This window comes from Pseudomonas sp. GNP014 (assembly GCF_054344005.1).
Genome location: NZ_JBTGUS010000001.1, coordinates 6222103 through 6248726, shown reverse-complemented (window position 1 = coordinate 6248726; position 26624 = coordinate 6222103). Strand labels below are relative to the sequence as shown.

General features: G+C 60.6%; 15 protein-coding genes. 4 read left to right on the top strand and 11 right to left on the bottom strand.

Annotated elements, in window-relative coordinates:
- Positions 1 to 21 precede the first annotated feature (21 nt).
- The 4 genes from ACXX9E_RS28095 to ACXX9E_RS28080 all read right to left on the bottom strand — a co-directional run bounded on the left by ACXX9E_RS28095 (position 22) and on the right by ACXX9E_RS28080 (position 10015).
- Complete coding sequence (locus tag ACXX9E_RS28095) at positions 22 to 5133, bottom strand: NEL-type E3 ubiquitin ligase domain-containing protein (RefSeq protein ID WP_458556540.1); 5112 nt, start codon at positions 5131 to 5133, stop codon at positions 22 to 24.
- Between the two features lie 192 nt (positions 5134 to 5325).
- Positions 5326 to 8469 (bottom strand): transglycosylase domain-containing protein, encoded by a 3144-nt coding sequence (locus ACXX9E_RS28090; protein ID WP_458556539.1) that lies wholly within the window; start codon positions 8467 to 8469, stop codon positions 5326 to 5328.
- A 305-nt stretch (positions 8470 to 8774) separates the two neighbouring features.
- A complete protein-coding gene (locus ACXX9E_RS28085) occupies positions 8775 to 9233 on the bottom strand; it encodes an REP-associated tyrosine transposase (protein ID WP_458556623.1) in 459 nt (152 codons plus the stop codon).
- A 323-nt stretch (positions 9234 to 9556) separates the two neighbouring features.
- On the bottom strand, positions 9557 to 10015 hold the full coding sequence (locus tag ACXX9E_RS28080) for an REP-associated tyrosine transposase (protein ID WP_458556622.1): 459 nt from the start codon (positions 10013 to 10015) through the stop codon (positions 9557 to 9559).
- Between the two features lie 664 nt (positions 10016 to 10679).
- Between ACXX9E_RS28080 and ACXX9E_RS28075 the strand changes: the two genes are divergently transcribed.
- The 3 genes from ACXX9E_RS28075 (at position 10680) to ACXX9E_RS28065 (ending at position 14211) form a co-directional block, all read left to right on the top strand.
- Entirely contained in the window at positions 10680 to 12101 is a 1422-nt protein-coding gene (locus ACXX9E_RS28075) for an amino acid permease (RefSeq protein ID WP_186748566.1), read from the top strand.
- A gap of 236 nt (positions 12102 to 12337) precedes the next feature.
- Positions 12338 to 12700 carry a GtrA family protein gene (locus ACXX9E_RS28070; RefSeq protein ID WP_186748565.1) on the top strand — a complete coding sequence of 121 codons (363 nt, stop codon included), beginning with the start codon at positions 12338 to 12340 and terminating at the stop codon, positions 12698 to 12700.
- A complete protein-coding gene (locus ACXX9E_RS28065) occupies positions 12697 to 14211 on the top strand; it encodes a glycosyltransferase family 39 protein (RefSeq protein WP_186748564.1) in 1515 nt (504 codons plus the stop codon). The genes ACXX9E_RS28070 and ACXX9E_RS28065 overlap by 4 nt, the downstream gene beginning before the upstream one ends.
- Positions 14212 to 14243: 32 nt before the next feature.
- Here ACXX9E_RS28065 and ACXX9E_RS28060 read toward each other — a convergent pair whose 3' ends face one another.
- Complete coding sequence (locus ACXX9E_RS28060; RefSeq protein ID WP_186748563.1) at positions 14244 to 15863, bottom strand: FMN-binding glutamate synthase family protein; 1620 nt, start codon at positions 15861 to 15863, stop codon at positions 14244 to 14246.
- Positions 15864 to 16021: 158 nt separating this feature from the next.
- Entirely contained in the window at positions 16022 to 16822 is an 801-nt protein-coding gene (locus tag ACXX9E_RS28055; protein ID WP_458556538.1) for a helix-turn-helix transcriptional regulator, read from the bottom strand.
- A 124-nt stretch (positions 16823 to 16946) separates the two neighbouring features.
- On the opposite strand from ACXX9E_RS28055, the gene ACXX9E_RS28050 reads away from it, so the two are divergent.
- A complete protein-coding gene (locus tag ACXX9E_RS28050; protein WP_222834376.1) occupies positions 16947 to 17768 on the top strand; it encodes a carbon-nitrogen hydrolase family protein in 822 nt (273 codons plus the stop codon).
- Positions 17769 to 18048: 280 nt separating this feature from the next.
- Here the strand turns inward: ACXX9E_RS28050 and ACXX9E_RS28045 are convergent, their stop codons facing one another.
- From ACXX9E_RS28045 to ACXX9E_RS28025, 5 genes are read right to left on the bottom strand one after another with little or no spacing between them, the layout of a single operon-like run.
- Positions 18049 to 19452 (bottom strand): ATP-binding protein, encoded by a 1404-nt coding sequence (locus tag ACXX9E_RS28045; protein ID WP_186748560.1) that lies wholly within the window; start codon positions 19450 to 19452, stop codon positions 18049 to 18051.
- Entirely contained in the window at positions 19449 to 21263 is a 1815-nt protein-coding gene (locus tag ACXX9E_RS28040) for a DAHL domain-containing sensor histidine kinase (RefSeq protein WP_123466149.1), read from the bottom strand. Before ACXX9E_RS28040 ends, ACXX9E_RS28045 begins: the two co-directional genes overlap by 4 nt.
- Entirely contained in the window at positions 21260 to 22213 is a 954-nt protein-coding gene (locus ACXX9E_RS28035; protein ID WP_458556537.1) for a cytochrome-c peroxidase, read from the bottom strand. Before ACXX9E_RS28035 ends, ACXX9E_RS28040 begins: the two co-directional genes overlap by 4 nt.
- Positions 22214 to 22253: 40 nt before the next feature.
- Positions 22254 to 24128: a putative bifunctional diguanylate cyclase/phosphodiesterase gene (locus ACXX9E_RS28030; RefSeq protein ID WP_458556536.1), complete on the bottom strand. Its 1875-nt coding sequence runs from the start codon at positions 24126 to 24128 to the stop codon at positions 22254 to 22256.
- A complete protein-coding gene (locus ACXX9E_RS28025; protein ID WP_458556535.1) occupies positions 24125 to 26386 on the bottom strand; it encodes an EAL domain-containing protein in 2262 nt (753 codons plus the stop codon). The genes ACXX9E_RS28030 and ACXX9E_RS28025 overlap by 4 nt, the downstream gene beginning before the upstream one ends.
- Positions 26387 to 26624: the final 238 nt, after the last annotated feature.

Below are 26624 nucleotides of genomic sequence, written 5' to 3'. Positions count from 1 at the left end.
CGGGCCGGTTCACGGTGTGGTTCAGAGGCCGGCCCGGGTCAGGGCTTCGCGGGTCAACTGGCGGGACAGGTCGTTGCGGGAGTAGGCGATGTCGTTCAAACGGGCGTCGTAATCTGCCTGACTCATGGCTTCGCCACTGAAGATGTCCTTCTCGTCGAGCCCCAGATCATTCGCCAGTGTCGTCATCCTTTTCGCCAGTGGGTTCAGTCGCGTCACATCGGTTTCTTTCGCCCATTGCGCTTGCGCATCACGTAGCTCATCGAGCCATGACAGCTTGTCCACTGCCAGTTGGTCGCTGGCGGTATAGCGATCCGGATGGGTCGCGCGCAAATGGCGCTCCCAGAACGAATCGCTGTTCAGTTCGATCATGGCGTTGACCAGCCCGTCACCTTCCTCACGCTTGATGATGGTGTCATGGGCAGCATTGATTTTCTGCTGGTCTACCCCCGAGCGAGGCTGATACAGCATGCCGTCGGATTGCCAGGGCAAATCTAGGCGCTGGGCCAGTCCGGTCTCGTACGCCAGATGAACTTCCACTTCGTCCGGCGCCGGATAGTCCGGGTTAGTCAGATTCTGCTGCGTCTGTAGTTTGACCTCTTTTTTGGCGGCCTCGCTGACGCGCTGCAGCCGGGCAGCACTGCGGGCCAGGCGTACCAGGCGAGTGTCCAGCTCCTCTGGCGTGTGCGACTCTTCGTAGGCTTTGGACACCAGCACTTTCATGCCCAAGGAGTTGAACAGCTGGGCACCGAGATCCCCGCAATCGTCCGGTGACACAATCTGTTTGAACAACTTTTCGCGCAGTGGCGTATCAAGTGCTGCGGCTTCGATCATGTCCCAGACCCGCTTGGTCAGACGGCGCCGGGAGCGCTCGTCGCGGTAATCCTTGCTCAGGCGTTGATGGCGGATGACACTGAAAAAACCTTCGGATTCGGGTTCCGCCCTCAGGTCATGCCAAGACTCCTCGCGGTACTTTTGGAATGCTTGCGACGGGCCGAAAGCCTGGCGATCGTCGGGAAATTGTTTCCAATAGCGGAGCTCGTCAGCGGCGGCCGGCTCGAAGGCTTGCTGGCGCGCGAAACCCGTGGATTGGCGGTAGCCCTCCAGTCGGGCGACGTCATCGGCGGCCAATCTGGACCGATCGAAGCGTGCCCGGCTGAGAATGAAGGCCTGCACGGATCCCGGGGTGACTTCGGGCAGATGCCTGATCGGGGTGTCGCGCATGTCCAGCAGGAATCGCCGTGGGCGGGGTTTGTCCTGCGCACCGACCTTGAACAACCCCTCGGGCCAGTCTTCGAGCCGAGTGTTGGCCAGACTCAATTCGTGCAACCGATTCATCTGCCCGACATCGGGCGCACGACGCAAGGGATTGCCGTTCAGATTGAGGGTTTCCAGTCGGGTCAGCTCGCTGATGCTCTCGGGAGAGGCAATATTGTTGTCGGCCAGATCCAGGTCGCGCAGTTCTCGCATCCGGCCGATGGCGGGTGGCATGTCTGTCAGTGCGCACTGGCGGGCGCTGAGTTGGTGCAGGTGCGGGAAGCTGTCCAGCAAGCCGTCGGCACCGGCGGAAAAACGCGCGTTGTCGAGTTTCAACGCACGGATCCGGGCAAGGTGCAGGTCGATTCCGGGACGCTGGCGCAGTTTCTGCCAGTGGCGATCCAGATTCGGACCGGGAAAATCAGAGGACAGGTCCAGTGTGTAGCCCTGGTCAGGGTGGCTGCTGCGCTCACCGAAAATCTTGCCTTCGCGCTTGAAGCAGTCCATCAATGCGTCCCCGATTTTCTTCCCGCCGTTGTGCAAGTAGTCCGTTGATACGCCTGGGATGGGTTCTCCGTAGTTGTCCATCTCGGGTGGATAGCTGTCTCGCCAGCTTTGCAGGGTCTTGCGCAAATGCTCAAGGTCGCTTTCCAGTCGTGTGATGGCTGCGCCGGGATCACCTTTGTTTTGCAAGGCATTGAGAAAGGCTTTCAGCTCTCGCTCGTTCATTTTCGGGTACAGCTTCTGGAGCCGCTCTTCAGGGGTATTTTCTCTCCAGAAGCGCGGCCAGCCACGCAGCAGGATCTGGGTTTCCAGGGGCACCACCGGACGAATCGGTGGCTGCGCAAGCAAGGTGCGCCGTTCGGCGGGGGGGGCGGATTTTTCCATGATCCAGTCTTTCAACAACCGCCCTTGATTACGGGTGTAACCCAGTGCCGTGCGTTGTTGATCGGGCAGGGCGTTGAGCAGGGCGCGAAAAAAATCACCCGGCTCATGCAGGGAGCGGCCGTTACCGTCCAGCACTTCGTACTGACCGAACTGATGCCTGATCAGTTGTCGCACCATGACGGCATCCTGTGGCCCGGCACTGCAGCGCAACGGTCCGTCACGGGTGCCGTCGCGCACTTCGATGCGCAGCTCGGAAAACGTGTCGCTGTAAAATCTGAGGGTATTCAACGCCAGCCGCTCGGTGTCCGGCAGCATCTTTTCGTCGTGGTAAAAGCCGTCGTAGGCGCGGGCGGCGGCGGCTTCGAAATCCAGTTCCCGGGCTCGTGCCTTGAGGCCCAGGGGTAGATGCGATTCGTCGGCAATACGCCGCAGGTCGGTGGCCCTGGCCTGGCTCAGGAGCTTTTCGGCCAGCGGCAGCGGCAAATCAGGAAAGCGCCGTCGCAGCACGCGGACGTCGACTTTTCTGGAGCGTTCACCGAAGCGATACAGGTACTCGGACACTTCGCCCTGACGCTGCCGGACGGCATCGGCCAGCACGTTGCGCAACGCCTGGGGACGGTCGGCGGCGGGCACGTCACGACCGAGGAGTTTATGCATTTCGGTGTCATCGAGAAAGGTCACGAGGCGTTCGGGCAACCGGCCGGCAACGAGGTCGTGGTGGCTGATGGTCAGGGTATCGGCGTCGGTTGCACCGGGGTTGCCGTACTTGTGCGTGGGGCCGTTCCATTGCAGCGGATCATGTTCGACTTGAATGGCCCGCTCCGGCGGCCAGCCGGGTATCGCGGTGGCGATGGTTTCAAACCAGGCGGATTGCGGATCAATGGGCTGGCCGGTGCGAATACGCTCGATGGCGATCTGCGTGTTGTCATACGCGGTGAAGCGATTGATCGCATCGGCCAACAGGGGCGGCGGCGGGCTGTGGTCGCTGTGCATCCGGCGCAGTTCCTGGTGTTCGGTGCCACTGCTGATGCGGATCTGTTCCAGTTGCGCAGGCGAAAAACGCTCGACCTTATAACCCATGCGCTGCATCAGACGGATGTCCGACCATTCGCTCGGATGCTCGGCTTCGTGCAGCCATGCGCCGTGTTCGTTATGTTCCAGGGTCGGTCGATAGGCGTTGACGCGATCGGGATGTTTGATCCGGTGGGTGCGCGACTCCGGGTGCGGCGAGGCTTTTTCGATGCGGTAAAGCTTGCCCTCCAGCGGCAGGAGGCTGTCGCTGCCTTGTTGATGCAGGCCATGGTTGTCGGGTTGCGCAGTGGCCGGCAGGTTGAGTCTTTTCTGTTCATAAGGCGTCAGGTCCGGATGCCACAGCGCCGGTTTGCCGTCAGGCAACCGCACCGGTTTCATGCCTTCTACCAGCGGCGACAGTTTGATCTTGAAGACCTCACCGATCTGCGCACCGGCGCTGAATGCCGCCAGTTGAATCAGGTCGGTCACCACGCCGATCACATGCTCGGCCACTTCCTGCCAGAGGCCTTCGGCCAGATCCACCAGGCCTTCGACGACTTCGGTGGTGAGCTGATAGGCCGTGTAGGCCATCATCAATTCACCCAGCCCGGGGACGAACGGGGTAGCGATCATCAGCGCAACATTGAAGATGTCGGACACGATTTTCTTGAAGTTGTCCCACCAGGCCCAGCGTGCGTTGCTGTCGGTGTCGGCGGTGGAGACGGCGATTTCCCGGCTGTCGTTGAGGATTTTGTTGAGCTTTTGCTGATAGGCGTGGCGCCAGTAATCGCCCTGTAATTTCACCCTGCCGAACTGCAGGTTGGGGTTGTCCCGCGGGTCCTTGCGCCACGCCGGCCGCTGGTCGGTGGGATCCTGACGCGGGTGATACCTGACAATGAACAGGCGTTGCTCAAGCTCGGCAAGGAAGAGCCCGCGCTGCTGGTGGTCGACGAACTGACTGAAGAACTGGCGGTAGGTCAGTTGGGTCGACTCGCTGTATCGGTCCTCGCGAAACTGGCGCACCAATTCATCGCGGAAGGCTTTCAGAGAGCTGTACTCCTTGAGCGGGTGATCCGGGTCGTGGGGAATGTAGACGATCAGGCGTCGAATCCCGCGGCTGTCCGATACTGTGTGTGTCAACACCAGGACCCCGGTCAGCCGGGTGCCGAGCAGCGACAGGTCAGAGCACTGCATCGAGCGGCCATTGAGCAGCAGTTGCGGTTTGTCGCCGGCCAGGCTCAAGAGCATTTTGTAGGCGTCGTACTGGATATCTTCCTTGATCAGCGCCACATGCGCGGCGACGGCGAGGGCGTCCTTCTGACTCTCGTTCACCTTGTACTGCAGCACGCTCTCGGCCAGCGGTTCGCCGGGCAGCAGGTAGCTTTCCAGGTGTTTTTTGAACTGTGCACCGATATCCAGATCGCGGCACAGCGTCTGAAACTGGCTGATGGGCATGGCGCTTTTGATCGGCACGATATCGAACAGACCACGTTCATCGGGCCGGCTGATGTAGTCAGAGCCATGACCGACCGTTTCACTGCTGGCAAAGTTGTGCAGGGCGGCATCCAGCAGTGAGACGGTGTGGGTCACGATGCCGCCGGAAGTATCAATGGCGTACCACGGCTGTTCCTTGGGCAGGTACAGGCGCAGAAAGGTGTTTTTGACGTCCGGCTCGATGCCGTGCCGCTCCTTGATTCTGGCCTTGAGCAGAGGCTCGGCAAAGGCATAGAGATCGGTTTTCGCCAGCAGGTGGTCAACCTGATTCTGTGAATCCCAGGCCTTGAGGTTGGCCGCATCGAGTTTGCTCAGATACGCCGGAGGCGCATCGGTGTACCAGGGTTCAACTTTCAGCGGCGCGGCTGCCAGTGCGAGAACCCGGTTGGCGGTGGCGATTTTGAAGGTGTTGTTGACGGCGGACTTGATGAATTCGTAGTGCCGTCCTTTGTCCGCGTTTTCCGCAGGCAGGGCAGAGAGAGACATGGCCAATCATCCTTGATTGTTGAGGAGTGATCAGCCTACTCAGGGCAGGGCAAAACAAAAGTTCAAAGATCGGGAGGCAAACCGCGTTGCGGGTCACCAACCCGACAAAAATTCGAATCTGAAAAATACATAGATACCACCCGCCGGAACGAAAATTCGTCACCCTGATGCAGAAAAGGCCGACATGATTTGTTACCTCGCCGTAGGGTGCGGCGCCTCGAGCATCGCCACGCTGGCGGTCTGCGTCGGTTTGCATTGTGAGTCGCTGCCCGGTTGCAGATACGGCGTCAGAATCGGCGCCATGCCCTTGAGCACCTGCACTGGCAGGGCCGAGGTGAACTTGAAGTTCTCCGCCGAGCGCCCCGGAACGAACGCGGTGAGGGTGCCGAAATGGTGCTCGCCGATGTAGAAAACGAACGTCGCCGTACGGTTGATCGACTTCGAACTGAGGATGCGTCCGCCCGAACCGATGGCTTCGATGCGGTTGTCACCGGTACCCGTTTTGCCACCCATGGCCAGTGGGCTGCCATCAGGCAGTTTGAAACTGCCGGAAACACGTTTTGCCGTACCGGCGTCCACCACTTGCGACAGCGCCTCGCGCATGGCGTTGGCGACCTCGGATGGCATCACCCGCTTGCCCACATGCGGGTCATTGACCAGTTGTGTTTCGTAGGGCGTGCCGGCGGCGAAATGCAGGCTGTCGATGCGCAGGGTCGGCATGCGCACGCCGTCATTGAGGATGGTGCCGATCAACTCGGCCAGTGCCGCCGGGCGGTCACCTGAGCTGCCGATGGCGGTGGCCAGCGATGGCACCAGATGATCGAACGGGTAGCCGACCTTCTGCCAGCGCTGATGAATCTCAAGGAACGCTTCGATCTCGAGCATGGTGCGTATACGGCTGTCGCGGGCACCCTTGTGCTTGCTCTTGAACAGCCAGCTGTAGACTTCCTGGCGTTCGAAATGACTGGCCTTGACGATCTCGCTGAAGGTCGCATCCGGGTGCTTCAACAGGTAGCCCATCATCCACAGGTCCAGTGGATGGACCTTGGCGATGAAGCCTTGATCGGGCAAATCGAAACTGCCGGGACCGTAGGCATCGTAGAGGCGGATCAGGCGATCGTCAGTGAGTTTTTCAGTGAGCTTGGCGCCTTTGAGGTGCGAGCGTACGAACGTGTTGAAATCTTCCTGGCTGGCATCGGGCAGCAGGTAGCGATGCACGGCGGCCATGCGGATCGGCGTCGGGCGCATGCTGTCGAGGAAGGTGTCGAGGCGCGCCTGAGTGTCTTTGTTTTTGTATTTTTTCCAGAACTTGAGCTGGAACGCCGTGCCTTCGCGATCGGCGAAATTCGCCAGGTATTCCTGCCGGCGCGGGTCACGATCATCCTTGAGCAATTCGGCACTGCTGTTGGGCCCCGAATAAGTGACATAGCGCACCACATCGCGCATCAGGCGAATGAACGGCAGGTTGATCGATTCACGCAGGGCATCGCGCAGGGTCGGCATGCGGCCGTTGTCTTCCTTGCGAAAGTTGTGGAACACATGCAGGCCGCCGCCAGTGAAAAACGCCTCGCCGGGGCTGGCCGAGTATTTGCGATCAAGGGCTGCGCCGAGCATCTTCGACAGGTCGTGGTCCTTGTTCTGGATCAGGTACTCGATAACCCACTGGCTCAGGCGATCCTGGTCGGGGACGTCGACTTTCTTCAGTTCCGGCACGCTCATGGCGCCGTACTTGTCGTGCAGTTCGGCGATGATTTGCAGGTAAGTGGTGAGCACGCGCATTTTCGCTGTCGAGCCCAGTTCGAGTTTGCTGCCTTCGTTGATGTCGAAGGGCTGATCGGTGCTGTCGGTTTGCACACGCACGCGCGAACCGTCGGGAGTCAGTTCGAACAGGGTGAAGCTGTAGCGCACCTGAGTGGTGCTGGTCGGTGTCAGCAGGCGCTCACCGAGCAGACCGATTTCGCCGGCGTAAGTCGGGTCGGCGAGCTTCTTCAGGTAGGCGGTGGCCTGGGTTTGCAGATCGCCCTGCAAGGTGCTGGTGGCCGACAGGTCGAGGCGGTCGAGGTCGTACAGCGGACGATTGAGCATGCTCGCCAGACGGCTGCGAGCGACGCTGATGCCTTTGTTGGTTTCGATGGGCTGGATCGTCGGCTGGGTCTGCCAGTCGCGATAGCTGACCTTGCTGGCAAGCGCGGCATCGGCCAGGGCACTGTCGATCACGCCGTTCTGCTTGAGCAGGCGCAAGTGGCTGTCGGTGAGGTCGGCCAGCTCTTCGCGACCCTTGTTCAGGTAATGCGACGGGCGGCGCTGGGCGATCATCAGCGATAGCATCTCGCGCAGGGTCAGGCCTTTGTCGGCCATGGTTTTCGGATCGGTGGCCGGGCTGTTCAACTGTTCGTTGGCCTGGTTGAAATCACTGCCGTACCAGACTCGCAGGCCTTCGGCCATGCCATGCACTTCACCGTGCCCGGGCACCGCCGACAGCGGCACGCTGTTGAGGTAATCGCGCACGATGTTCTGACGGGCTGCAAGGGTTTCAGGGCCGGGTTGATAGGCGCGCACGCTGGCGGAAATCATCTGGCGGATCTTTTCCGCACCGGACACCGTCAAGCCGTCGGGCGAGTGACGGTACTTCTCCAGTTGTGTGGCCAGGGTACTGCCGCCCGCCGATTGCCCGGGCAAGTGCAGCAACTTCGCCACCTGCGACCACGCCGCCATGCCGAAGCGCGGCCAGTCCACCGCCGGGTTCGCCAGTGGCTGTTTGGGGTCGAGCAGAAAGCGGTTTTCGATGAACAACAGGCTGTTGACCACCACCGGCGGGATGGACTCGAAGCTTGCATAAAGTTGTTGCGGGTAGTTGTACCTGTACAGCGGCGCGGCCCGGCAATCGGTAATCGACAGCCCGGCCTGGATCTTTTCGGAATAGGGCACGAACAGGCCTTTGTCGGTATAGCTGAGCAGGGCCGGAGAAAAGCGTGTCTGCTCGGTGATGACGTAGTTGCGCTTGAGCAGGCGCGGCAGGAATTCATCGAGGGAGCTGTAGCCCAGACGCAGGTCGAACGGACCGTTGCCCGGATAACGAATGGCTTCGCTGGGCCCCGGCTCCAGGGTGTAGGTCAGCCCGGCGGCATACTGGCTGAGCTCCCGGGCCTGGAACCGCGAGGTGCGCATCTCTTTGGATGCGGCCAGGCCCACGACTATCGCGATAATCACCAGCAACAACCAGAAAGCCTTCCAGCCATGCCGGTTGCGGCGTGGTTTTCCAGGGACAGGCGCTTCATCCACACTTTCAGTCGGAACCACGGCTTTACTCGAATCGGTTTGCCACAAAGCGCCCATAGTCGATTGATCCATTCACGCAGATTGATCGGACTTGTCTGAAGCTTAGACGGTGGTTGGCGCTGGTGAATAAATTGTGGGGGGGGGAATGGTCTGAACAAAACTGAAGCGAATGATTCGATGGGAATCAGTCTGATGGTGTGTGGCGAGGGGATTTATCCCCGTTGGGCCGCGAAGCGGCCCCAAATCCATGCACTGATATTCACCTGCACAACCGCGTGTTCAGGGATTACGACTGCTGCGCAGCCGAACGGGGATAAATCCCCTCGCCACAATGAGTCGCAGTGCAGCAGGAACTGTTCCGTTCAGATCCAGCAGGCATCCCAGAGCGGATAGTCGCCCATCTTCTCGACCAGCCCGGCACGCAGGGGGTTGGCAATGATATAGCGGGCGAATGGCTTCAAGTCCTCGCCGTCACGAATGGCGCGGTCATGGTAGCCGGTTTGCCACAATGGCCCACGTCGTCCCGTCTTTTGATTGACGGATTGAGTGCAGCGCGCCTTGACGCTGCCAACGACTTCGCCAAGTGAGCCGTGTTGCAGTTGCATCAACCAATGGAAATGATCAGGCATCACAACCCAGGCGATGGACTCCACGACCCTTTGTTCATGCGCCCGACGTAGTTCTGCAACCAATAATCGGCCTGTCTGCCAGTCTGAAAATACGGGTTGGCGTTTGTGCACAACCGAGGTGATGAGGTAGGCGCGACCGTTTTCTGAGCATCGACCCTGGCGCAGGCGGTGGGATTGGGGTTTGACTGGCACGCTGGCATCCTTGCATTCGTTCATCGGATTTCCCAAGGCTAGTGCCTGAAGGCTCGATTGGTGGCTGCAATGGCTGCGTGAAATTTCTGAATCGGGTGAAGTCTCAGCGGCTGAAGAATTCATATGAGATGAAGGATTTGTCTCAGCTGAAGCGGGGATCTGTGGCGAGGGGATTTATCCCCGTTGGGCCGCGAAGCGGCCCCAAATCCAGCACTGATATTCACCTGCACAACCGCGTGTTCAGGGATTACGACTGCTGCGCAGCCGAGCGGGGATAAATCCCCTCGCCACAATGAGTCGCAGTGCAGCAGGAACTGTTCCGTTCAGATCCAGCAGGCATCCCAGAGCGGATAGTCGCCCATATTCTCGACCAGCCCGGCACGCAGGGGGTTGGCAATGATATAGCGGGCGAAGGGCTTCAAGTCCTCGCCGTCACGAATGGCGCGGTCATGGTAGCCGGTTTGCCACAATGGCCCACGTCGTCCCGTCTTTTGATTGACGGCTTGAGTGCAGCGCGCCTTGACGCTGCCAACGACTTCGCCAAGTGAGCCGTGTTGCAGTTGCATCAACCAATGGAAATGATCAGGCATCACAACCCAGGCGATGGACTCCACGACCCTTTGTTCATGCGCCCGACGCAGTTCTGCAACCAATAATCGGCCTGTCTGCCAGTCTGAAAATACGGGTTGGCGTTTGTGCACAACCGAGGTGATGAGGTAGGCGCGACCGTTTTCTGAGCATCGACCCTGGCGCAGGCGGTGGGATTGGGGTTTGACTGGCACGTTGGCATCCTTGCATTCGTTCATCGGATTTCCCAAGGCTAGTGCCTGAAGGCTTGATTGGTGGCTGCAATGGCTGCGTGAAATTTCTGAATCGGGTGAAGTCTCAGCGGCTGAAGAATTCATATGAGATGAAGGATTTGTCTCAGCTGAAGCGGAGATCTGTGGCGAGGGGATTTATCCCCGCTGGGCCGCGAAGCGGCCCCAAATCCAGCACTGATATTCACCTGCACAACCGCGTGTTCAGGGATTACGACTGCTGCGCAGCCGAACGGGGATAAATCCCCTCGCCACACGGGGGGAGGCTTCAGGACCCTTGAGCTAGAGAGCTCGGTAGATCAAATGCGGTAAGGCAGGGGCATGACGCTGCACCATTGCTGTGCAATACTCGGCGCCATTTTTAGTGGCGGATTTTCCGGCGTCGAGCAGGGAATGCCTCTCCGCAAACCGGGCTTTTGCCGAGAGTTGTCGCTAAATGTTGTGGTTTATAGAGTGAAAACACCTGCCCAAGGCTTTTTATACTGCACGCCCCGCTGATCTTGCAGGTTTTGTCCTACAAGACGCGTTTGCCCACGAGGCAGGCGCGGTTTCATGCAAGCCAGGGCCTATCGGCCGACGCTTCGACACTCGGTGGTCATATCCAATAACAAGACGAGGTTGCACCCCTATGCCAGTTGGCAATCACCTGCCTCACGGCGAAACCGCTCAGGGCGGTCCGCTCAAACGCGAACTCGGCGAACGGCATATTCGCCTGATGGCGCTCGGTGCCTGTATCGGCGTCGGCCTGTTCCTGGGTTCGGCCAAGGCCATTGAAATGGCCGGCCCGGCAATCATGCTGTCCTACATTCTCGGCGGTCTGGCGATCCTGGTGATCATGCGCGCCCTCGGCGAAATGGCCGTGCACAACCCGGTGGCCGGTTCGTTCAGCCGCTACGCCCAGGACTATCTCGGTCCACTGGCAGGTTTTCTGACCGGCTGGAACTACTGGTTCCTGTGGCTGGTGACCTGCGTTGCGGAAATCACTGCCGTCGCCGTGTACATGGGCATCTGGTTCCCCGATGTGCCGCGCTGGATCTGGGCCCTCGCGGCACTGCTCAGCATGGGCTCGATCAACCTGATCGCGGTCAAGGCCTTCGGTGAATTCGAGTTCTGGTTCGCCCTGATCAAAATCGTCACCATCATCGCCATGGTGATTGGTGGCGTCGGCATCATTGCCTTCGGTTTTGGTAACGACGGCGTGGCGCTGGGGATTTCCAACCTGTGGGCCCACGGTGGCTTCATGCCCAACGGCGTGACCGGGGTGCTGATGTCCCTGCAGATGGTCATGTTCGCCTACCTCGGTGTCGAGATGATCGGCCTGACTGCCGGTGAAGCGCGCAACCCGCAGAAGACCATCCCGAACGCAATCGGCTCGGTGTTCTGGCGCATTCTGCTGTTCTACGTCGGCGCGTTGTTCGTGATCCTGTCGATCTACCCGTGGAACGAAATCGGCACCCAGGGCAGCCCCTTCGTGATGACCTTCGAACGCCTGGGCATCAAAACCGCTGCCGGCATCATCAACTTCGTGGTGATCACCGCCGCGCTGTCGTCGTGCAACGGCGGCATCTTCAGCACCGGGCGCATGCTCTACAGCCTGGCGCAAAACGGTCAGGCCCCGGCCGGTTTCGCCAAGACGTCGAACAACGGTGTGCCGCGCCGTGCGTTGCTGCTGTCGATCGGCGCGTTGCTGTTGGGCGTGCTGCTCAACTACCTGGTGCCGGAAAAAGTCTTTGTCTGGGTGACCTCGATCGCCACCTTCGGTGCGATCTGGACCTGGGTGATGATCCTGCTGGCGCAACTGAAATTCCGCAAAGGCCTGAGCGCCAGCGAGCGCGCCGGCCTGAAATACAAGATGTGGCTATATCCGGTCAGCTCGTACTTCGCCCTGGCTTTCCTGGTGCTGGTGGTCGGCCTGATGGCGTACTTCCCGGATACGCGCGTGGCGCTGTATGTGGGGCCAGCGTTCCTGATGCTGCTGACAGTGTTGTTCTACGTGTTCAAGTTGCAGCCGACCGGTGAGCCGCAGGGCGCGGTACGTTCGGCGTCGTAAACCTGCCACCTGAAATGCCCGAAACCCCGGTCCAATGGCCGGGGTTTTTGCAGGGTGGCGCCATCAATCCGTTTTTCATGCACGCCGCCCGGTGTTCATGGCCACTGTTTTGTAGAGGAAGGAATGCCCGCCCGTCGGGATAGTGCCGCCACCTGTAATTTCTGACAGTAGACCGGTCACCCCGTCCTGCCCTAGCTTGAAACCTCGGCAAGCGAATCAAGGGCAAGGAGCACGGCATGAAAGGATTCTCTGCATTGATGGTGATCGGCATCGCCGATGGATTGATCCATTGGCAGATTTTCTTCGTCCTGTGCAGCGCCGCCGGTTTGTCGCAGGCCGCCAGCAACTTTGCCGCGTTCTGCGTGGCAGCGGCGTTCTCGTTTTACGTGAACATGCTGTACACCCTGGACAGACGAACGTCGGTGTTCGGTTACCTGTTGTTTATCGTTGTGATGGGCGCGCTCAGTTTTGCGATTGGCATGCTTGCGGATGCGCGCGATCTGCCGGGATTGCTGACGGTGGTGGTGTTCACGTCGGTCAATTTGTTGTTGGGGTACTGTTTTTTCAGGTTAGTGCTGTTTCGCAGGCATCAGTCATGAGCGCGTTCGAACAGCTGCCTGCCTTCAAAGGCTGGGAAGGTACAAAGCACACCCATCGTCTTGTGCTGTTGACGTGCCTGGTACTGGCGTTGAGCGTACGGTTCTACTCGATCGATTTGAATCCGATCTGGTACGACGAGGCGTTCGGTATCCGGGTTGCGCACCAAGCACCCGCGCAGATTCTGGCCCTTGCGGGCAAGGATAATCACCCACCGCTCTACTACCTGATCCTGCATTACTGGATTCATTGGTTTGGTGACAGCGCGGGGGCTGTCAGGTCGTTGGGGGTATTGGCCGATATCGGTGCCATGGTGCTTGCCCTGAAACTCTTGAGCCTGGTCGCGACGTCGGCAGCGACCCGCATTGCTGCATTGTTGCTGGCACTGCTACCGAGCAGCGTGCAGATAAGCCAGGACGTCCGAATGTACCCGCTGCTTGCCCTGTGGTTGATGGCTGCCACGGTCGCCCTGGTCTGCTGGAGCCAGATGCCGCAACACAAACGTTATCCGTTGCTGTATGTGCTGCTGATGTCCATGGCGATGTACACGCACTACTTCGCGGCATTGTGTGTCTTGACACATTGGGTGTTCTGGTCACAGGCATGGGCTCGCAAGGCCACGGGTATTTCGTTGCAGGGCTGGCTCACAGCCAATGGTGCCGTTGTGGCGCTTTTCCTGCCATGGGTGCCCGTTTTGCTTGAGCAAGTTGCCATGAAACCCGATTTCGGATGGATACCGGTGATGAGCCTGGAATCGGCGATGGAGTTGATCTCGCAGTTATCGTTCGGTGCAACATCGGTGGACAACCTGACAGAGTGGCAACTGTGGCCGGCCATGGTGGTGGTAGCCTGTGCCGTGGTGGTTGTCTTGAGGGATCGCAGCAATGCTCGTTATGGCGGCTTGCTGGTGGCGTATTTTTTCGTTCCGCTGACCGCGCTGATGTTGCTGTCTGTGTTCAAGTCGACGCTGGTTTTCAGATATTTTTACTTCGCGGCCCTGGGCATGCCGTTGATCGTCGCTGTCGCGCTTGAGGCCGGGTGGCAGCGCAATCGAAAGCTGGTCATTGTCGTACTGTTCGCGCTTGTCATTCATGAGATACAGGTTTTGGTGGCCATGACGCGCATAGATCCTCTTGCGCCTCATACCGATGTTCTGGCCGCTGGTCTGCAAGCGCAAAGCCGGCCGGGCGACGAGATTGTGGTCGGTGACATGCTTTGGTATTTGCCGCTGGATTACTACCTGAAAGCAGGTAGCGTCCCAAGGATGTATACCGGAAGGTTCGCCGGGAAAAGCTGGGGATACCCGAATTACGGCGTATGGGCACTTATGCCTCAACCGCTTCAATTGTATGTGCGGGATGACGAAGCGCTCCTTCATCTGACTGCCAAGAGGGTCTGGTGGATTACCGAAAGGCTGAATGTCGAGGATATCTCCCGCATTTCTCCGCGATGGAAAAGACAGGGGACGATTGACGGCGGTGCGATCGAAGCCCGCCTGTATATTCAAGAATGAAGGCCAGTCTTGCGGGACTGGCCCTGCATGGTTCAGGCCGCCGCCACTTCCTGCGGTTCAAAACTGTCCGCCCGCGCCATCTGCCACATCCGCGAATAGAACTCGCCGTTCACTTCCCCGGTGAGCAACTCGCCGGGTTTGAGGAACACATGCAATTGCGAAAACAGTTTGATTTCAGTCGCTGACATGCGTCGCACCAGGTGCTTGGCCGACAGTTGCGACGGATGCTCAAGACCGGCAGCGGCAAGCATTTCCGCCAGCGCCTTGAGCGTATTGCGGTGGAAGTTGTAGACGCGCTGGGCCTTGTCCGGCACCACCAGCGCGCGTTGGCGCAAGGCGTCCTGAGTCGCCACGCCGGTCGGGCATTTGTTGGTGTGGCAGCTTTGCGACTGGATGCAGCCGATGGCGAACATGAAGCCGCGCGCGGAGTTGGCCCAGTCGGCGCCGATGGCCAGCACGCTGGCGATGTCGAAGGCGCTGACGATCTTGCCGCTGGCGCCGAGTTTGATCTTGTCGCGCAGGTTCAGGCCCACAAGGGTGTTGTGCACAAACAGCAGGCCTTCGCGCATCGGCACGCCGATGTGGTCGGTGAACTCCACTGGCGCGGCGCCGGTGCCGCCTTCCTTGCCATCGACGACGATGAAGTCCGGCAGGATGCCGGTTTCCAGCATGGCCTTGGCGATGCCCATGAACTCCCATGGATGACCGAGGCAGAACTTGAAGCCCACCGGTTTGCCGCCGGACAGTTCACGCAATTGCTGGATGAACTGCATCAGCTCGATGGGTGTGGAAAACGCGCTGTGGCGTGACGGCGAGATGCAGTCTTCGCCCATCTGGATGCCGCGGGTGTCAGCGATTTCCTGGGTGACCTTGTGTTTGGGCAGGATCCCGCCGTGGCCCGGTTTGGCGCCCTGGCTCATCTTGATTTCGATCATCCGCACTTGCGGATTTTGCGCCTGGGCGGCGAAGCGTTCCGGGTCGAAGCGGCCGTCGCTGGTGCGGCAACCGAAGTAGCCGCTGCCCAGTTCCCAGGTCAGGTCGCCGCCGTGTTCACGGTGATAGGGGCTGATGCTGCCTTCGCCGGTGTCGTGGGCAAAGTTGCCGAGTTTCGCCCCTTGATTCAACGCCCGGATGGCGTTGGCGCTGAGCGAGCCGAAGCTCATCGCCGAGATGTTGAACACCGAGGCCGAATACGGCTGCGTGCACTGCGGGCCGCCGACGGTGACGCGGAAACTGCTCGGGTCGCTCAACGGCGCCGGGCGCATCGAATGGCCGATGAATTCGAAACCCGATTGATAGACATCAATCAGCGTGCCGAACGGTTTGTCGGCGGTTTCGTTTTTCGCTCGCGAGTACACCAGCGAACGTTGTGCGCGGGAGAAGGGCAGGGCGTCGCTGTCGGACTCCAGCAGGTACTGGCGGATTTCCGGGCGGATACCTTCGACCAGATAGCGGATGTTGCCCAGGATCGGGTAGTTGCGGCGGACTGCATGGGGGCTCTGCAGCAGATCGAACAGACCGAGCAGGCTCAGCACGCCGGTGACGGCGGTGATCGGCCACAGCCAGTCGTGGTCGAGAAAAGGCAGGCTGGCGAGGGTGAAGATCACGCAGACGGCAAAGAAGGCGTAGCGGCTCAGGAGTGACAGGCTCATACGGTTTCCCTGGTTCGGACTCGGAATAATCAGCGCCGCAGTTCCTTGTGGGAGCGAGCTTGCTCGCGAATACGGTGGATCAGCCAACATGACTGTTGGAGGTGATGGCCCCTTCGCGAGCAAGCTCGCTCTCACAAAAAAGCGTAAATCGCGCTGTTTCAGGCGTTCTGCGCCTGGAGAAAAATCGAAAACAGCTCCGACTGGGATTTGATCCGCAGCTTGCTGTACATGTGTTTCTTATGGACTTTCACGGTTTCTACAGAGATTTCCAGCTTACGGGCGATTTCTTTACTGGAGCAACCGCTGAGCATCAAACGCCCGACGTCCAGTTCCCGGCCAGTCAGTTGCGCGCCCTTGAGTTGTTGCACCGAGGCCTCCAGTTGCACCCGCCAGTCGACCGGTGCAGGTGTTACAGCGAGGGCCACGGTTGCGTTGATTTCGTAAGGCAGGCGCTGGCGCAACAGGCCCAGTACCCACGGCTGGATCAATGACAGCAAAGCGATCTGCTCGCCAGTGAAACGTTTTTCACTGCCCAGTGACAGGCACAGCGTGCGTTCGCCTTCGAGTTGGCAATTGAACTGGATTTCGTCGGCGACCACATTCAGACGAAAGTATCGCTGGTAATACTCGGTCAGTTCAAAATGCTCCGGCGCCACTTCGGACAGGCGATACAGCCCGCTGCGCGATTGTTCGCGACAGGCGATGTAGAACGGGTCGAGCCGGTACAGACCGCGCAGGTAATCCTGAAACAACTGATCGGGACTGCCGTCTTCGCCGGGGCATTCGGCGAAGACCTGCGGGTGCCGGTCGGCGCTGAACAGCAGCGCGACCCAGCTATCGAACGCCACGTACTGGTCGAGCAGACGCACCAGTTGCGCCCAGAAATTCGGCTTGTCGAGCGCGTCGATCAATTGCCCGACGGCGCGGTGCCAGGTGATGTCATCAAACGAAACGGACATGGACTACCCCTATCGGGTTACCCCGGCCGCGTGATTCCCTGGCCGGTCGCTTGCTGCGCATACTGGCCCACCGACAGCCACCGGGCAATCTTTCCGCGCCCGGCCACGACCACAAGGACTCGCGATGAAAGTCGAACTCGCCCAACTGGCGGGCCGTGACAACGACACGGCATACAACCTCGAACGTGCCCTCGCGGCAATCGCCGCGTGCGCCGCCGACACGCAACTGATCGTCTTCCCGGAAACCCACCTGATGGGCTTCCCGAGCGCCGACACCGTGGCGCAAATCGCCGAGCCGGTGGACGGCCCGACCATCAGCGCCGTGCTGGCCGCCGCCCGCGAACGCAATGTCGCGGTGGTGATCGGCATGGCCGAGCACGACAACGGGCACTTCTACAACACCACGTTGCTGCTCACCCCCGAAGGCATCGCCCTGAAATACCGCAAGACCCACCTGTGGGCCTCCGATCGCGGCGTGTTCGAGGCGGGCGATCGCTATGCCACGTGCGAGTGGAATGGCGTACGTGTCGGCCTGCTGATCTGCTACGACATCGAGTTCCCCGAGTCTGCCCGTGCGCTGGCGCAACTCGGCGCCGAGTTGCTGATCGTGACCAACGGCAACATGGACCCGTATGCCCCGACCCACCGCACCGCCATCATGGCGCGCGCCCAGGAGAATCAGGCGTTCGCGCTGATGGTCAACCGGGTCGAGGCCGGCGATGACGGCTTGATGTTTGCCGGCGGCAGTGCGTTGGTCGATCCACTGGGGACAATGCTGTTCGAAGCGGGGCGTGAAGCCGGGACGTTCAGCGTTGAACTGGATGTCGCGCAACTGGAGATTGCGCGCAAGGATTACCGCTATCTGGATGATCAGCGCTTGAAGCTGCCGGGGGAGGTGGTGGAGCGGAGCGATGGTGTTCGCCAATTGTTGATTCCACACCGCTAACCGCGGCCCTCACCCTAGCCCTCTCCCTGTATGTACCGGCGGGAGAGGGACTGACCGAGTGGGTTGTTCGAGGTGCGCCGACCTGAAGGAACGAGTCGAATTCAGGTTTCTGAATCTGCGAATTCAAGCTGTGCTCAGGACTTGAACCCAGGGAGTTCTGCCCCCTAAGCCCAATAAAAATAGCAGGCCACCCCCGAAACATTCGCCGAACCCGGCTCTGCCTTCACTCCAATAACATTCGGCTGATGATCACCTGGCGGTGCTGACATCTGAAATATCGTCAAGCGGCGGGGCGGTTCTGGCGCATGGGCAGTTCGACGCGAAAGGTCGTACCGACGCCCAATTCGCTGCGCACGGAAATCTCGCCGCCGTGTTTTTTCACGATGCCGTAGGACAGGGACAGACCCAGCCCTGTCCCCTGGCCCACCGGTTTGGTAGTGAAGAACGGGTCGAAGATTTTCTGCAGGGTGTCCGGGGCAATCCCCGAGCCGGTATCGGCCACTTCAACCCAGGCAAGGTCTTGCTGCTGGCCGGTGCGCAAGGTGATGGTGCCGCGCTCCGGCCCCATCGCCTGCGCCGCGTTGACCACCAGGTTCATGATCACTTGATTGATTTGCGAGGGCAGGCATTCGATGTCCGGCAGTGTCTGATATTCCTTGACCACGTCGGCCTTGTATTTCAGTTCGCTGGCGACGATGTTCAGGGTCGATTCAATGCCCTGCTGCAGATTCGCCCACTGCCATTGCTGATTGGTGTCGACCCGGGAGAAATCCTTCAGGTCTTTGACGATCTGGCCGACCCGGCCGATGCCTTCCTTGGACTCGCGAATCAGCACGGGAATGTCCTCAAGGAGAAAATCCAGTTCGACGTCTGTGCGCAATTGTTCCAGGCGCGCCGCGGATTCTTTGTCCAGAGGCCCGCCGAGCGTCTGGTAGGCGTCGAGCATGCTCAGCAATTGCTTGAAGTAACCGTCGAGGGTGCCGAGGTTGGAGGAAATGAAACCGATCGGGTTGTTGATTTCATGGGCCACGCCCGCCGCCAGTTGCCCCAGTGACGCCAGTTTCTCCGACTGCACCAGTTGCCCTTCCAGTTGCTTGCGCTCGTCGATTTCCCGGCGCAGCTCTTCGCTGGCCTCTCTGAGCTGGGCGGTGCGCTGATCGACCAGGTGTTCCAGATGATGCATTTGCAGCGAAGCCTTTTCCGTCATCTGCCATTTGGTCAGCAGGGTGTTGGCCATCTGCTGGACTTCGATGTTATCGAACGGTTTTTTCAGGATCAGCAGGCGATCGTGGGCGTGCAGCCGCTCCAGCAATTCGTCCCAGGAGTAATCCGAGTACGCGGTACACACCACCACTTGCAGCTGCGGATCTTCTTGCCACAGATGTTCGATGGTTTTCGCGCCGTCCCAGCCATCGGGCATGCGCATGTCGACGAAGGCCAGCGCGTAGGGGCGTTGTTCGCGCAAGGCCTGCACCAGCTTGCCCAGACCTTCCTCGCCGCCATAGGCCGAGTCCAGCTCGAACGGCGGCCGTTCGGCACGAAGCTGAGCACCGAACAGGGCCGCCTCCATCTCGTCCAGCTCCACTGACTGCACCGCCGGCGGCGCGAGTATCTTGCGAAAGTCTTCATGAATCGACGGCATGTCGTCGATCAGCAGAATGCGCCGGTTGGCCAGCTCGCTCATGCGTTCTCCGTGACGCTGATCAGGGGAATCTGCAAGGTGAACAACGCCCCCGTGCCCGGTCCGTCGCTGTGGGCGGTGAGGTGGCCGTTCATCTCGATGGCCGCCAGGGCACAACTGTGCAGGCCGAAGCCGTGGCCTTCCTTGCGGGTGGTGAAACCGTGGGCAAAGATCCGCGTCATGTTTTCCGGCGCGATGCCTTCGCCATCGTCCTTGACGCTGATTTCGAGGAAGTTGTCATCGACGATCCTGACCGCCAGGGTCATGGTGCGGGGGCGGTTGCTGAGGTCGGACATGGCGTATTTGGCGTTGCTGATGAGGTTGATCAGGATCAGCAGCAAGCGGTGTTTGTCGCCCATCACCTGGGGCACATCGGCGTATTCCCTGACCACCGTGACATGGTGTCGGGTCAGGGCACCGGCGTTCATGCGCAGGGCGTCTTCGAGCAGTTCGTTGATAAACAGCGGCTCGGTCATGCTGTTGGCCCCGGCATAGGATTGCTGGGTGGCGACGATGTCCTTGATGTGGTCGACGCTTTTGTTCATCTGGTTCAGTTCGTCGACCATTTCCTGCTGTTCCTGGGCAATCGCGCCGACCAACTGATTGAGGTAGCCGGGCAGCAGTTTGCCTTTGGCGTCTTCGCTGAGAAAGGCGCCGAGGTCGTGCGGGTGCTCGTTGATCAGTTGCATGGCCTTGCCCAGGCCCTGGGTCTTGCTGGCCCGCAGTTTACGTGCGATCAGGTCGCTGGAGATGTTCACGCTGTTGAGCACGTTGCCGACGTTGTGCAACACATTGGTGGCGATTTCCGCCATGCCGGCCTGACGTGCCGCGTCGAGCAGTTCGCTCTGGGCGTTCCTGAGTTCACGGGTGCGCTCTTCGACTCTTTGTTCCAGCGCATCGTTGGCCGTTTGCAGGGCACTGTTGACCCGGTTGATTTCGGCGAAGCTGCCGATCAGGCGGATGGCCAGCCACACCAGCGACAGCATCAACAGCACCGAAAACAACAGCAGGTAGAAGTGGTATTGGCGGTCGACCCGATCGGCGCTTTGCTGGTCGTGATCGAGCATGGTGGTGATGTTGTCGAGGCGCTCGGCCACGGGGATGTTTTCGATGCTTTCGAGCAACTGATTGACCAGTGGCTGCTCGCGAGCGATCAGGCTGATGTGGCTGCTCATGATTTTGATCGGGGTCTGAAACGCCGGTGGCAGGCGTTGCGCGTTCACCTTCAGTTTGTTCAGGCCGACCTCGATATCCGCAGCCCGTTCGACGGAGGTGACCTGGGCGAATTCGAGGGCGCTGAGCAGCAGGTCGTAGGTGTCGGTGGTGATGTTTTGCAGCTGCAACTTATCGAAGTCCGACAGGCTGGCCAGTTGCTGTTGGATGTCGTCTTCAGCAGTGGGCAGAAAGGCCAGAGAGTTGCGCAACAGCGCGTTGTGCGATTTGAACTGTTCGACCAGACGGGTCTTTTCCTGCATCGCCCGCAGGAAGCTTTCGTGAGCGTCGTTCCATTGCGCCGAGTCGCTGCGACCGTGCCCGGACTCAATCGCGTCGAAGCGCGCCCAGAGCCGGTTCATCTCGTTCATCGGCGACACCAGCGGGTCGTAGTTGTGGGTCAGCGCCACCCTGGCCTTGAGGATCTCGTTTTCCCACTGCGAATTCTGCTGTTTGATCTGCCGGATCAGGTCCCGCGATTCGGTGTAGGTCATGGTCTGGTCGGAGCTGGACTTGAAATACAGAAACAGCAGGACCGAGGCCAGTACCAGCACGACCAGTGTGAGCAACAGCAGACTGCGTCGCCGGGAGACGTTGATCATGGCTTGCCTGCCCATTGGCCGGTGAGGGTTTTGAGAAACAGAATGATCAGCCGCTTGTCTTCTTCGCTCGGCATGCGCCCCAACTGGTACTGGAACATCACGTCCACCGCCTGCTCGAGGGTGGGCGCCGAACCGTCGTGAAAGTACGGTGCGGTGGTCGCGACATTGCGCAGGCTCGGCACCTTGAACACGGCCCGATCCGCTTCGTCGGCGGTGACGTTGAAGCGGCCCTGATCGGCCACGGACGGGTGGCCGCGATCGGCAATGTAATCGCCGAACACGCCGAATTTCTGGAACATGTTGCCGCCGATGTTCACCCCCTGATGGCAGGCGATGCAGCCGTATTCCTTGAAGCGCTGGTAACCGTACTTTTCCTCCAGGGTGAGGATGTCGGTATTGCCCAGCAGGTATTGATCGAAACGCGAGTCGGGCGTGAGCAAGGTGCGTTCGAAACTGGCCAGTGCCTGCTGGACATTGGCCTTGGTCACGCCGTCCGGGTAGGTGGTGGCGAAATCGCGGCGGTAGTCGGGGTCGTTGGCGATCCGCTCGAGGACGGTGCTCCAGTCGCTGCCCATTTCATGCGGGCTCGTGATGACGACGTTGCTTTGTTCCTCCAGGGTTTCGACACGGCCATCCCAGAACTGGCGGAAGTTGAGGGCGGCGTTGAACACGGTCGGCGTGTTGACGGCCACTGGTTGGCCGTCGAAGCCCAGTGACAGGGCACGGTTGTCGGCCCCGTTCTTGTCCAGATGATGGCAACTGGCGCAGGACAACGTGTTGTTGATCGACAACCGTGGCTCGTGGAACAACCGCCGACCGAGCTCCACGCGCCGGGCATCCTGCTGCGGTACGCCGGGCAACGGTTTGAGCGGCTCGTCCAGCGGCTCGGCACCGATCCCGGCGCAGAATCCGCACAGCAGCAACGCCAGGGCGTGTTGAAGAATACTCATCGGCAATCGTCTCCCTGACGCGGGGCCGGTTTGGCGCGGCTCATGAAATCGTCCACGGCATGGGGTCGGTGCCGGCCAGCAAGCGCGCAAACGCGTCGGCCGGCAGGGCTTTGCTGAAAAAGTAACCTTGGCCTTCCTCGCAGTGATGCGCCTTGAGAAAGGCCAGTTGCCCGGCGGTCTCGATGCCTTCGGCAATGACATTCAGCCCCAGCGTCTTGCCCAGACTGATGATGGCGCTGACGAGGGCGGCGTCGTTGTGGTTGTCACTCAGGCCGCGAATGAACGATTGGTCGATCTTCAGCACATCAATGGGAAACCGGCGCAGGTAACTCAGGCTCGAATAGCCCGTGCCGAAGTCATCAATGGCCAGCCGCGTGCCCAGCGCTTTCAATCGCGCCAGCGCTGTCATTGTTGCGTCGACGTTCTGCATCAGCACGCCTTCGGTGATTTCCAGCTCCAGCCATTCAGGGCCCAGGCCAGTCTGCGCCAGCACCTGCTCGACGCCTTCGACGAAGTCACGCTGGCGGAAGTCGATGGGCGAAGTGTTGACCGACACGCGGATCGGCGGCAGGCCCGCGACTTGCCACGCCCGGGTCTGCCGACAGGCTTCGGCCAGCACCCATTTGCTCAGCGGCACGATCAGTCCGCTGTCCTCGGCCACCGGGATGAAGTCTGCCGGATAGACCCAGCCATGACCTGGTTTCTGCCAGCGCACCAACGCCTCGGCCCCGACCACCCGGGCACTGCGCAAATCGACTTTCGGCTGGTAGTGCAGGACGAACTCCTGCTGTTGCAACGCCCGACGAATGCCCGACTCGATGCTGTGTTGTTCGCGCGCGCGCAGGTTCATGGCTTCGATGAAAAAACCGATGTCGTTGGGGCCGGTTTCCTTGACGTTGCGCATCGCGGTCTCGGCCTTCTTGATCAGCTCGATGGCGTCCGGTCCGTCCTCGGGATAGACACTGATGCCCAGGCTGGCGGTGACGCTGACGTCATGGCCGGCAATCATCTGCGGCACGCGGACGGCGGCCAGCAATTTTTCGGCGACGGCGTGGGTCTGCTGAGGGTGGTTGATGTCACTGAGGATCACCACGAACTCGTCGGAACCGTAACGAAATACCGAGTCCGATTCGCGCACGCACAGCAACAGTTGCTGGCCGACCCGCTTGAGCATTTCGTCGCCCGCCGGATGACCCAGGGCATTGTTGATGCGCTTGAAGCGGTCGAGGCCGAGAAACATCACCACCAGCTGTTTGTCATGGCGCCGGCTGACCGCCAGCGCCTGGCTCAGGCGATCACCGAGCAGGGTGCTGTTGGGCAGGCCGGTGAGGCTGTCGTATTGCAACAGGTGCGAGACCTTCAGCAGCTCATGCACTCGCGCCTCGATGGTGCGTTCGAGGCCGAGCATCTTCAGGGCTGCGTCCTGGGCCAGTTGCCATTTCCATGTCAGGGCGTTGGCCATCTGGCGGATTTCCAGGCTGTCGAACGGCTTTTTCAGGATCAGCAACTGGTCGCCGAACTCCAGCCGTTCAGCCATCGCTTCCCAGCTGTAGTCGCTGTAGGCAGTGCACAAGGCAATTTGCAGGTTCGGATCGACGCGCCACAGCTGCTCGATGGTTTCCAGGCCATCCCAGCCGGGCGGCATGCGCATGTCGATGAACGCCAGGGCGTAGGGGCTGCCGTCGATCAGTGCGCGCCGGACCAGGGCCAGCGCTTCCTGCCCCTGATAGGCGGAGTCGAGCTGGAAGGTCAGGTGCGGCGACGGGCGGGTGCCGAACAGCGCTTGCTCGAGCTGATTCAGATCGGTCGCGTCCTGCGCCTGCGGGGCAAGGATCTTGCGGAAGTCGTCGTGAATCGCCGGGGTGTCGTCGATGATCAGAATGCGCCGGTTGGTGTGCGCTGAGGCTGTCTTCATGCTTCGTCCTCCTGCGCGGGCGGGGCTAGCTGGCGGTCGTCCCTGAGCAGGCGGCCCGCCTGCTCGGGGCTGACCGCGGCGCTGAAATACAGGCCCTGGGCGCTGGGCAGCGGGGCGACGGGGGGCACCACAGGCTGATCCGCCGACGGCTGACCTTCGGCAATGATGCCGATGTCCAGGTCCCGGGCGAAATTGACGATGGCGCGCAGGGCGTTGGCGCCTGCTGCATCCTGAGTGGCACTGTCGATGAAACTCTGGGCGAGTTTGAGGTGGTTGACCCGGTAGGTCTTCAGGTAATCGAACGAGGAGTATTCGGTGCCGAAATCGTCGATGGCGATGGTTACGCCCAACTCACGCAGGCGCGGCAGGACATCGTTGTGCGTCCACTTGGTCTGGGCCAGTGTCGCCTCGGTGACATCGAAGCGCAGGTCCCAGGGTGCCAGCTCCCAGCGTGCGGTGGTGCGCAGCACGTCGTAGATCAGTTCGGGCCCGCTCTTGAGTTGCGCCAGCGAGAGCTTGATCGCCATGACCGGCGGCGCCACGCCTTCGTCGCGCCATTGCTGCATCTGCCGGCAGGCGCGGTCCAGCACCCAGCGCCCGAGGGGAATGATGGCGCCGGTGCGCTCCGCTGTCGGCACGAAAGCGCTGGCCGGCAGCAGGCCGAGGCGCGGATGCTGCCACAGGACTTGCGCTTCCATGCCGAGAATCCTGCCGCTGTGCAGGTCCATCTCCGGCGCGTAATGGAGTTGCAACTCATCGCCCTCCAGGGCGGTCATCAATTCACCGACCAGGGCCATGCGCTCGGCAACTTCCAGGGAAATCGCCTCGGAGTGGAAGTGATATTGGTTGCGGCCCATTTCCTTGGCGCGGTACAGCGCCATGTCGGCCTGGCTCAACAGGCTGTCGGCGTCGAGGCTGCTGGCGCTGTAGCTGCTGATGCCGATGCTCACCGAAATGTGCAGGGCATTGCCGGCCAGGTGGTAGGGCGTCAGCAGCTTGTCACGCAGATTGGCCGCCATGGCGGCGGACCGGGTCGGGTCGCTGACGTCCATTTGCAGGATCGCGAACTCATCCCCTCCCAGGCGCGCTACCACATCGTTTTCGCGCACACCGGTCCTGATGCGCCGGGCGACTTCCTGCAACAGCAGATCACCGACCGGATGCCCGAGGGTGTCATTGATGCGTTTGAAGTGATCCAGGTCCAGATAAAACACGGCGAACGGCGCAGCGCCGCGACGCGCGGCGGCAAAGGCCTGATGCAGGCGTTCGATCAGCGTGGCGCGGTTGGCCAGTCCGGTCAGGCCGTCGGAGCGGGCCAGCAGGGCCAGTTTCTCCTCGACCAGTCGGCGCTCGGTGATGTCCAGAATAATGCCTTCGACTTCCAGCAGGCGACCGTCGTGATCGCGCACCGGGATGTAGCGGTTTTCCACCCAGCGCCAGGTGCCCTGGCCGGTGCGCAGACGAAACTCGATCGACGCCCCCGAGGCGTGGCGATCCAGCACCCGGGCCATGGCGGCATCGACACTGGCCTGATCATCCGGGTGAATCAGTGTCTGGGCCCAGCTCGCCGAGCCCACCAGATCGGCCGCGACATGGCCGTACCGGGTGATGTTGTGGGAGATGTACATCAGCGCGAATGACGGGTCGCCGCGCAACCGGTACAGAATGGTCGGGCTGTTCTGCACAATCATGTTGGCGTCGGACAGTTCCCGGGTGCGCTCCTGAACCGCCTGTTCCAGCCGGCTCAGTTTCAGTTCGGCGTCTTCGGTCATTTGCCATTTGACCGTGAGGGCGCTGGCCATCTGGCGGATCTCGATGGCGTCGAAAGGCTTTTTCAGAATCAGCAGGCGGTCGTTCAGTGCCAGGCGCTGGTCGATGTCTTCCCAGGAGTAGTCGGAATACGCGGTGCACAGCGCGACCTGCAACTTGGGGTCGACTTGCCACAGGCGTTCGATGGTTTCCAGGCCATCCCAGCCTGGCGGCATGCGCATGTCGATGAAGGCCATCGCATAGGGGCGGTTTTGCGCCAGCGCGGCTTCGAGTTTGTCCAGCGCTTCGCGGCCCTGAAACGCCGAATCCAGTTCGAATGACGGGGTCTGCGTCGTGGACGGCGTGCCAAACAGCAGGTTTTCGGTGGCGCCCAGACCATTGTCCACGGCAATCGCGGGGCAGAGGATTTTGGCGAAGTCGCCATGAATCGCCGGGCTGTCATCGACGATGAGCACGCGACGATTGACCCGGGCCGGTGGCAGGTTCATGCCGCACCGCCCTTAAGGTCATGTGTTGTCGTCATCGGGAGCATCCTTTCCCTCTTCGCGGGCCTGTTTGCCGGCCGCCGCAGCCGTACAACGTTGTTTAGCATAGTTGCCCCTGCGGCACTTCGCCTGCGCAGCCACGCCGAAAATTTGCGTGAAGCCTGCGAAAAATCATCTAGCCTTGCACTCAGACGCGGGCCAGCGGGGCGGTAGGCCCAAGGGTCAATCACCGTCACCGTTT

Bases quoted from the DNA above. Each gene is read 5' to 3' on its own strand.
- ACXX9E_RS28095 (WP_458556540.1), bottom strand. From the start codon at position 5,133: ATGTCTCTCTCTGCCCTGCCTGCGGAAAACGCGGACAAAGGACGGCAC.
- ACXX9E_RS28090 (WP_458556539.1), bottom strand. From the start codon at position 8,469: ATGGGCGCTTTGTGGCAAACCGATTCGAGTAAAGCCGTGGTTCCGACT.
- ACXX9E_RS28075 (WP_186748566.1), top strand. From the start codon at position 10,680: ATGCCAGTTGGCAATCACCTGCCTCACGGCGAAACCGCTCAGGGCGGT.
- ACXX9E_RS28070 (WP_186748565.1), top strand. From the start codon at position 12,338: ATGAAAGGATTCTCTGCATTGATGGTGATCGGCATCGCCGATGGATTG.
- ACXX9E_RS28065 (WP_186748564.1), top strand. From the start codon at position 12,697: ATGAGCGCGTTCGAACAGCTGCCTGCCTTCAAAGGCTGGGAAGGTACA.
- ACXX9E_RS28060 (WP_186748563.1), bottom strand. From the start codon at position 15,863: ATGAGCCTGTCACTCCTGAGCCGCTACGCCTTCTTTGCCGTCTGCGTG.
- ACXX9E_RS28055 (WP_458556538.1), bottom strand. From the start codon at position 16,822: ATGTCCGTTTCGTTTGATGACATCACCTGGCACCGCGCCGTCGGGCAA.
- ACXX9E_RS28050 (WP_222834376.1), top strand. From the start codon at position 16,947: ATGAAAGTCGAACTCGCCCAACTGGCGGGCCGTGACAACGACACGGCA.
- ACXX9E_RS28045 (WP_186748560.1), bottom strand. From the start codon at position 19,452: ATGAGCGAGCTGGCCAACCGGCGCATTCTGCTGATCGACGACATGCCG.
- ACXX9E_RS28040 (WP_123466149.1), bottom strand. From the start codon at position 21,263: ATGATCAACGTCTCCCGGCGACGCAGTCTGCTGTTGCTCACACTGGTC.
- ACXX9E_RS28035 (WP_458556537.1), bottom strand. From the start codon at position 22,213: ATGAGTATTCTTCAACACGCCCTGGCGTTGCTGCTGTGCGGATTCTGC.
- ACXX9E_RS28030 (WP_458556536.1), bottom strand. From the start codon at position 24,128: ATGAAGACAGCCTCAGCGCACACCAACCGGCGCATTCTGATCATCGAC.
- ACXX9E_RS28025 (WP_458556535.1), bottom strand. From the start codon at position 26,386: ATGAACCTGCCACCGGCCCGGGTCAATCGTCGCGTGCTCATCGTCGAT.